This window comes from Actinotalea sp. (assembly GCF_041597215.1).
Lineage (GTDB): Bacteria > Actinomycetota > Actinomycetes > Actinomycetales > Cellulomonadaceae > Actinotalea.
This window is the reverse complement of record NZ_JBFHHB010000206.1, coordinates 1-5,814: the sequence shown is the minus strand read 5'-3', so window position 1 is coordinate 5,814 and position 5,814 is coordinate 1. Positions and strand designations below refer to the sequence as shown.

Genomic DNA, 5,814 nt, shown 5'->3' with positions numbered 1-5,814 from the left:
AGGTCAGCGAGCACTAGCTCGGTGCCGAGGTCACCGTCGCCCCCGGCCGGACCGACGAGGTCCGTCGCGGCCACCTCGTAGCCGTGCTCCAGGAGATCGCGCACGACCTCTCGTCCTGCCTTGCCCCATGCCCCGGTCACCGCGATCCGCATGCGGCAAGTCTGCACCCGCGGCGCGACCCGGCCCACCGGGACCGACCGGTCGCGGACGCGACGACGGCCGCCCCTTCCGGGACGGCCGTCGTCGTACGTCAGGCAGAGGTGACCCTGCTCACTCCGTGTCGGCGTCGACCCAGTCGAAGGTCTTCGTCACGGCCTTCTTCCAGTTGCGGTAGGTCTTGGCCTTGGCGTCCTCGTCCATCGACGGGGTCCACCGCTTGTCCTCGGCCCAGTTGGCAATGACGTCCTCCTCGCCCTTCCAGAAGCCCACCGCGATGCCGGCGGCGTACGCGGCACCGAGTGCCGTGGTCTCCGCAACCTGCGGGCGCACGACCGGCACGCCGAGGATGTCGGCCTGGAACTGCATGAGCGTCTCGTTGGCGATCATGCCGCCGTCGACCTTGAGCTCGGTCAGGTCCACGCCCGAGTCGGCGTTCATCGCGTCCAGGACCTCACGGGTCTGGAACGCGGTGGCCTCGAGTGCGGCGCGGGCGATGTGGCCCTTGTTGACGTACCGCGTGAGCCCGACGAGCACGCCGCGGGCGTCGCCACGCCAGTACGGCGCGAACAGGCCGGAGAAGGCGGGCACGAAGTACGCGCCACCGTTGTCCTCGACCGTCTTGGCCAGCGTCTCGATCTCCGGGGCGCTGCTGATCATGCCGAGGTTGTCACGCAGCCACTGCACGAGCGAGCCGGTCACGGCGATCGAGCCCTCGAGTGCGTACACGGCCGGCGCGTCGCCGATCTTGTAGCAGACCGTGGTGAGCAGGCCGTTCTTCGACTGGATCGGCTCCGTGCCCGTGTTGAGGAGCATGAAGTTGCCGGTGCCGTAGGTGTTCTTGGCGTTGCCGACCTCGAAGCAGGCCTGGCCGAAGGTGGCGGCCTGCTGGTCGCCGAGGATGCCGGCGATCGGCACGTCGGGGACGAGACCGCCCTGGCGGCCGGTGCCGTAGACCTCGGAGGAGGAACGGATCTCGGGGAGCATGGACATCGGGATGCCCATCTCGCCGGCGATGTCCGCGTCCCACTGCAGGGTCGCGAGGTCCATCAGCATGGTGCGCGAGGCGTTGGTGACGTCGGTGACGTGCACGCCGCCGTCGGTGCCGCCGGTCATGTTCCACAGCACCCAGGTGTCGGTGTTGCCGAAGGCGAGCTGGCCGGCCTCGGCCTTCTCGCGGGCGCCCTCGACGTTGTCGAGGATCCAGCGGACCTTCGGGCCGGAGAAGTACGTCGCGAGCGGGAGCCCGACGCGCTCCTTGTAGCGCTCGGCGCCGCCGCCGAGGGCAGCGAGGTCGTCGCAGATCTTCTGCGTGCGGGTGTCCTGCCAGACGATCGCGTTGTAGACGGGCTCACCGGTGGTGCGGTCCCAGACCACGGCGGTCTCGCGCTGGTTGGTGATGCCGACCGCGGCGATGTCCCGGAAGGTCAGGTTCGCGCGGGTCAGGGCCAGGCCCACGACCTCACGCACGTTCGTCCAGATCTCCTGCGGGTCGTGCTCGACCCAGCCCGGCTTCGGGAAGATCTGCTCGTGCTCCTTCTGACCGCTGGCAACGATCAGCCCGGAGTGGTCGAAGACGATCGCCCGGGAGCTCGTGGTCCCCTGGTCGATGGCGAGGATGTAGTCAGCCATGTCATTCCTTCACGTCGTTGTGCGGGTTGCGGAGCCGGGGCAGTCCTGACGCTCCGCGTGACAGTCGTACCGGTACTGCTGGTGAATCGGTGGAGCGAGTGCGGGGTGGGGCGCCCTGCGGTGCACGGCGCCCCACCCCAGGGATCAGACGACGTAGGCCGTCGCGACGAGGCCGGCGATCGCGCCACCGACGATCGGGCCGAGGACCGGGACCCAGGCGTAGCCCCAGTCGCTCGAGCCCTTGCCCTTGATGGGGAGAAGGGCGTGCGCGATACGAGGACCGAGGTCACGGTTCGGGTTGATGGCGTAGCCGGTGGGGCCACCGAGGCTCAGGCCGATGCCGACAACGAGCAGGGCGACGGCGAGCGGGCCGAGGCCCGAGGGGGTCTTGCCGAACGCGATGATGATGAACACCAGGACGAAGGTGCCGATCACCTCGGTCACGAAGTTCCAGCCGTAGTTGCGGACCGCGGGACCGGTGGAGAAGACGGCGAGCTTCGTGCCGGGGTCGGCGTCCTCGTCGAAGTGCTTCTTGTAGGCCAGGAACACGAGGATCGCGCCGAGGAAGGCACCGACCATCTCACCGGCGAGATAGACCATCGTCGAGGCGAAGGTCACCGCCACCCCAGGTGCGTATTCCGCCGCTCCGTTGGCCAGCAGGCCGATGGTCACGGCGAAGTTCAGGTGTGCGCCCGACTTGTAGGCGGCGTAGACACCGGCGAAAACGCCGAGGCCCCACCCGAACGTGATGACGATCCAGCCGCTGTTGAAGCCCTTGGTCTTCGGCAGGATCACATTGGCGACGACACCGCCACCGAGCAACAGCAGCATTGCCGTTCCCATGATCTCCGAGACGAAGACCGTACCGAGCGATACATCCATGGAACTCCTCGTTTCCTCCGCGGGACGTCATTGTCACGTGCACTCCGAGCGAGATCGCTCGGAGGTCTTTGGTACATGGCGGACGCTAGCGTGATCTTCGTCCGCCATGTGTCACCTCGATGTCGGCGTGGCCTCCGGCCCGAGGGGAAGCAGCGGGGTGATGTCCTCGGCCTGGAGCCGGACGAGCTCCGCGGCGGCGTCCCCGTGCTCCCACGAGGCAGCCTCGTCCGCCTCGCAGCGGGCGCGGTAGGAGGCGATCTCCTTCGCGGTGCGCTCCTCGTCCCAACCGAGCCGCGGGGCCACGAGCGAGGCGATCTCGTCGATCGCGGCGAGACCGCGATCCCGCTGCTCGTAGACGAGCCGGGTGCGGTGCAGCATGACGTCCTCGAGGTGGATCGCACCCTCGTGGCTCGCCGCGTACGCGATCTCGGCCCGCAGGTAGGCCGGAGCGCCCTCGAGCGGCATGCCCAGCGACGGGTCCTCGTGGACGAGCTCGATGATCTCGGTGAGCAGCGAGCCGTAGCGGTGCAGCAGGTGGTCGATCATCGCGCGTGACCAGCCGTGCTCCTCGCTGATGCGCCGTGCCTGCCGCTGGAGGACGGCGTGCCCCTCGGCCCCGGCGAGCGGGATGCGGTCGGTGATCGACGGGAGGGTCGCGGCCCGCTCGCCGATCGCGAAGTCCACCGCGTCCTTCGCCATCACCCGGTAGGTGGTGAGCTTGCCGCCGGCGATGACGGTCAGGCCGGGCGTCGGCGAGGCGACCGTGTGCTCACGGGAGACCTTCGCGGAGGAGGTGCCCTCCTTGGTGCCGGGCTGGAGCAGGGGACGCAGGCCCGCCCACGTGCCGATGACGTCGTCACGGGTGATCGGCGTCGCGAGCACGGCGTTCGCGTGCTCGATCACGTAGTCGATGTCGTCGGCGGTCGCCACGGGGTGGGTGAGCTCCTGCTCCCACGGGGTGTCGGTGGTGCCGATGATCCAGTACCGCGACCACGGGATGACGAAGAGGACGGACTTCTCGGTCTGCAGGATCAGGCCGACCTCGCCGCGGATCCGCTCGCGCGGGACGACGATGTGGATGCCCTTGGACGCCAGGACGTGCAGGCCGCCCTCGGTCTCGGCCAGGGCCTCGGTCTCCTCGGTCCACACGCCGGTGGCGTTGATGACCTGGTCGGCGCGCACGGTGAACTTCCGGCCGGTCTCCAGGTCCGCGATCACGGCCCCGTTGACCACGCCCGTCGCGCGCTTCGTCAGCTCGACGACCTGCGTGCGGCTCGCGGCGTGGGCCCCGTAGCTGACGGCGGTCCTGATGAGCATCGTCACGAGACGGGCGTCGTCGACGCTCGCGTCGAAGTAGCGCAGGGCGCCGATCGCTGCGTCGTGCCGCAGGTCGGGGAACATCTTGTCCAGGCCGCCGCGGGTCACGTGCCGGTGCCAGGGCATGGCGCGCTTCCCGGGGGCGATGCTCGCCAGCGTGTCGTACAGCGCGACGCCGGCGCCGACGTAGGCGCGCTCCCAGACGCGGTGCTCGAGCGGGTAGAGGAAGGAGACGGGCCGCACGAGGTGCGGGGCCAGCTTCTTGAGCAGCAGGTCGCGCTCGGTCAGTGCCTCGTGGACGAGGTGGAAGTCGAGCATCTGCAGGTAGCGCAGCCCGCCGTGGACGAGCTTGCTCGAGCGGCTCGACGTGCCGCTCGACCAGTCCTGCCCCTCGACGATGCCGACGGTCAGGCCACGGGTGACGGCGTCGAGTGCGATGCCTGCACCCGTGACGCCACCTCCGATGACCAGGACGTCGAGCTCGTGGCCCTCACCGGAAGCCTCGAGGGCCTCCAGCGCCGCGGCCCTGCTCTTCTGGGTCAGGGGTGCTGTCCTCACGCTGTGTCCTCCTCGACAAGCTCTTGACTGGGGTGCGGACCCCGGTCCGGGCGTGGGTCGCACCGGGTCGAAGGTCCTGCAGCCCCCCTATGGTTGCGACGTGCGAACATACGCGCAACACATCTGCACGAACGTGCACGCCGTCAGGGTGTGGGCCGTCGATACCCCGGCCCGTACCACCGGTGTGCGGCGTGACGAGGACCGGAGGGGCTCATGGAGCACGAGGACGTGCTGCGCGCGGCGTCGATGTACTACTTGCAGGACCTCAAGATGGAGGTCATCGCCCGACACCTGGGCACCTCGCGCTCGACGGTCTCGCGGCTGATCAAGCGCGCGCGGGAGACGGGGATCGTCGAGATCCACCTGCGTCCCGGGCGCACGCGCGCCCCGGGGCTGAGCCAGACGATCGCGCGCCGGTACGGGATCGAGGCCTACGTCGCCCCGGTCGCCGACTCGGCGACGGAGCTCGAGCGGCTCGACCAGGTCGCGGTCACCACGGCGCGCCTCGTGAGCTCGTGGTTCGACCACGACATGGTGATGGGGATCGCCTGGGGCACCACCCTCGCAGCCATCGGCCGGCGCCTGACGCCCAAGCCCACGCGCGGGAGCGCCGTCGTCCAGCTCAACGGTGCGGCCAACACCCGGACCAGCGGGATCGAGTACGCGAGCGACCTGATCTCGGGGTTCGGTGCCGCCTTCGACGCCTCGGTGCACCACTTCCCCGTCCCGGCCTTCTTCGACTTCCCGGAGACCAAGGCGGCGATGTGGCGTGAGCGATCCGTGCAACGGGTGCTCGACGTGCAACGACGTGCAGACATCGCACTCTTCGGCGTCGGTGCCCTGACCGGCGGGCTTCCCTCCCACGTGTACTCGGCCGGGTACCTCGACGGTGCCGACGTCGACCTCCTGCACCGCGAGGGTGTCGTCGGTGACGTGTGCACCGTCTTCCTGCGTGCGGACGGCAGCTACGAGGACATCGCCCTCAACGACCGTGCGACCGGCCCCACCCCGGCCGAGCTGCGCCATGTCGGCAGGCGGGTGTGCGCGGTCGCGGGCGACCACAAGGTCGTCCCGCTGCGCGCGGCGCTCGCCGCGGGGGTCGTGACGGACCTGGTCATCGACGAGCTGACGGCCGAAGCGCTGGTGGCCGGGCCGGTACCGTGAGCGCGTGACGACCCCGCACCACGGCGCCGGCCCCACGGGTCCGCCTCAGCAGTTCACCCTGCGCCCCGCGCTCCCGCGTGACGTCCGGGAGATCCGCGACCTCGT

The 5,814-nt window shown here is 69.8% G+C and carries 4 protein-coding genes; 1 reads left to right on the top strand and 3 read right to left on the bottom strand.

What is annotated here, in order from left to right; all coding sequences use genetic code 11:
- Window positions 1-270: 270 nt before the first annotated feature.
- From glpK to ABWK99_RS12785, 3 genes are all read right to left on the bottom strand, one after another.
- Window positions 271-1,788: a glycerol kinase GlpK gene (gene glpK / locus ABWK99_RS12795; RefSeq protein ID WP_372595089.1), complete on the bottom strand. Its 1,518-nt coding sequence runs from the start codon at window positions 1,786-1,788 to the stop codon at window positions 271-273.
- Between the two features lie 144 nt (window positions 1,789-1,932).
- Window positions 1,933-2,670, bottom strand: a complete 738-nt coding sequence (locus ABWK99_RS12790) for an MIP/aquaporin family protein (RefSeq protein ID WP_372595088.1) — start codon at window positions 2,668-2,670, stop codon at window positions 1,933-1,935.
- Window positions 2,671-2,781: 111 nt separating this feature from the next.
- Entirely contained in the window at window positions 2,782-4,545 is a 1,764-nt protein-coding gene (locus ABWK99_RS12785) for a glycerol-3-phosphate dehydrogenase/oxidase (RefSeq protein WP_372595087.1), read from the bottom strand.
- Window positions 4,546-4,758: 213 nt separating this feature from the next.
- Between ABWK99_RS12785 and ABWK99_RS12780 the strand changes: the two genes are divergently transcribed.
- Window positions 4,759-5,709: a sugar-binding transcriptional regulator gene (locus tag ABWK99_RS12780; protein WP_372595086.1), complete on the top strand. Its 951-nt coding sequence runs from the start codon at window positions 4,759-4,761 to the stop codon at window positions 5,707-5,709.
- The last annotated feature ends 105 nt before the right edge of the window (window positions 5,710-5,814 follow it).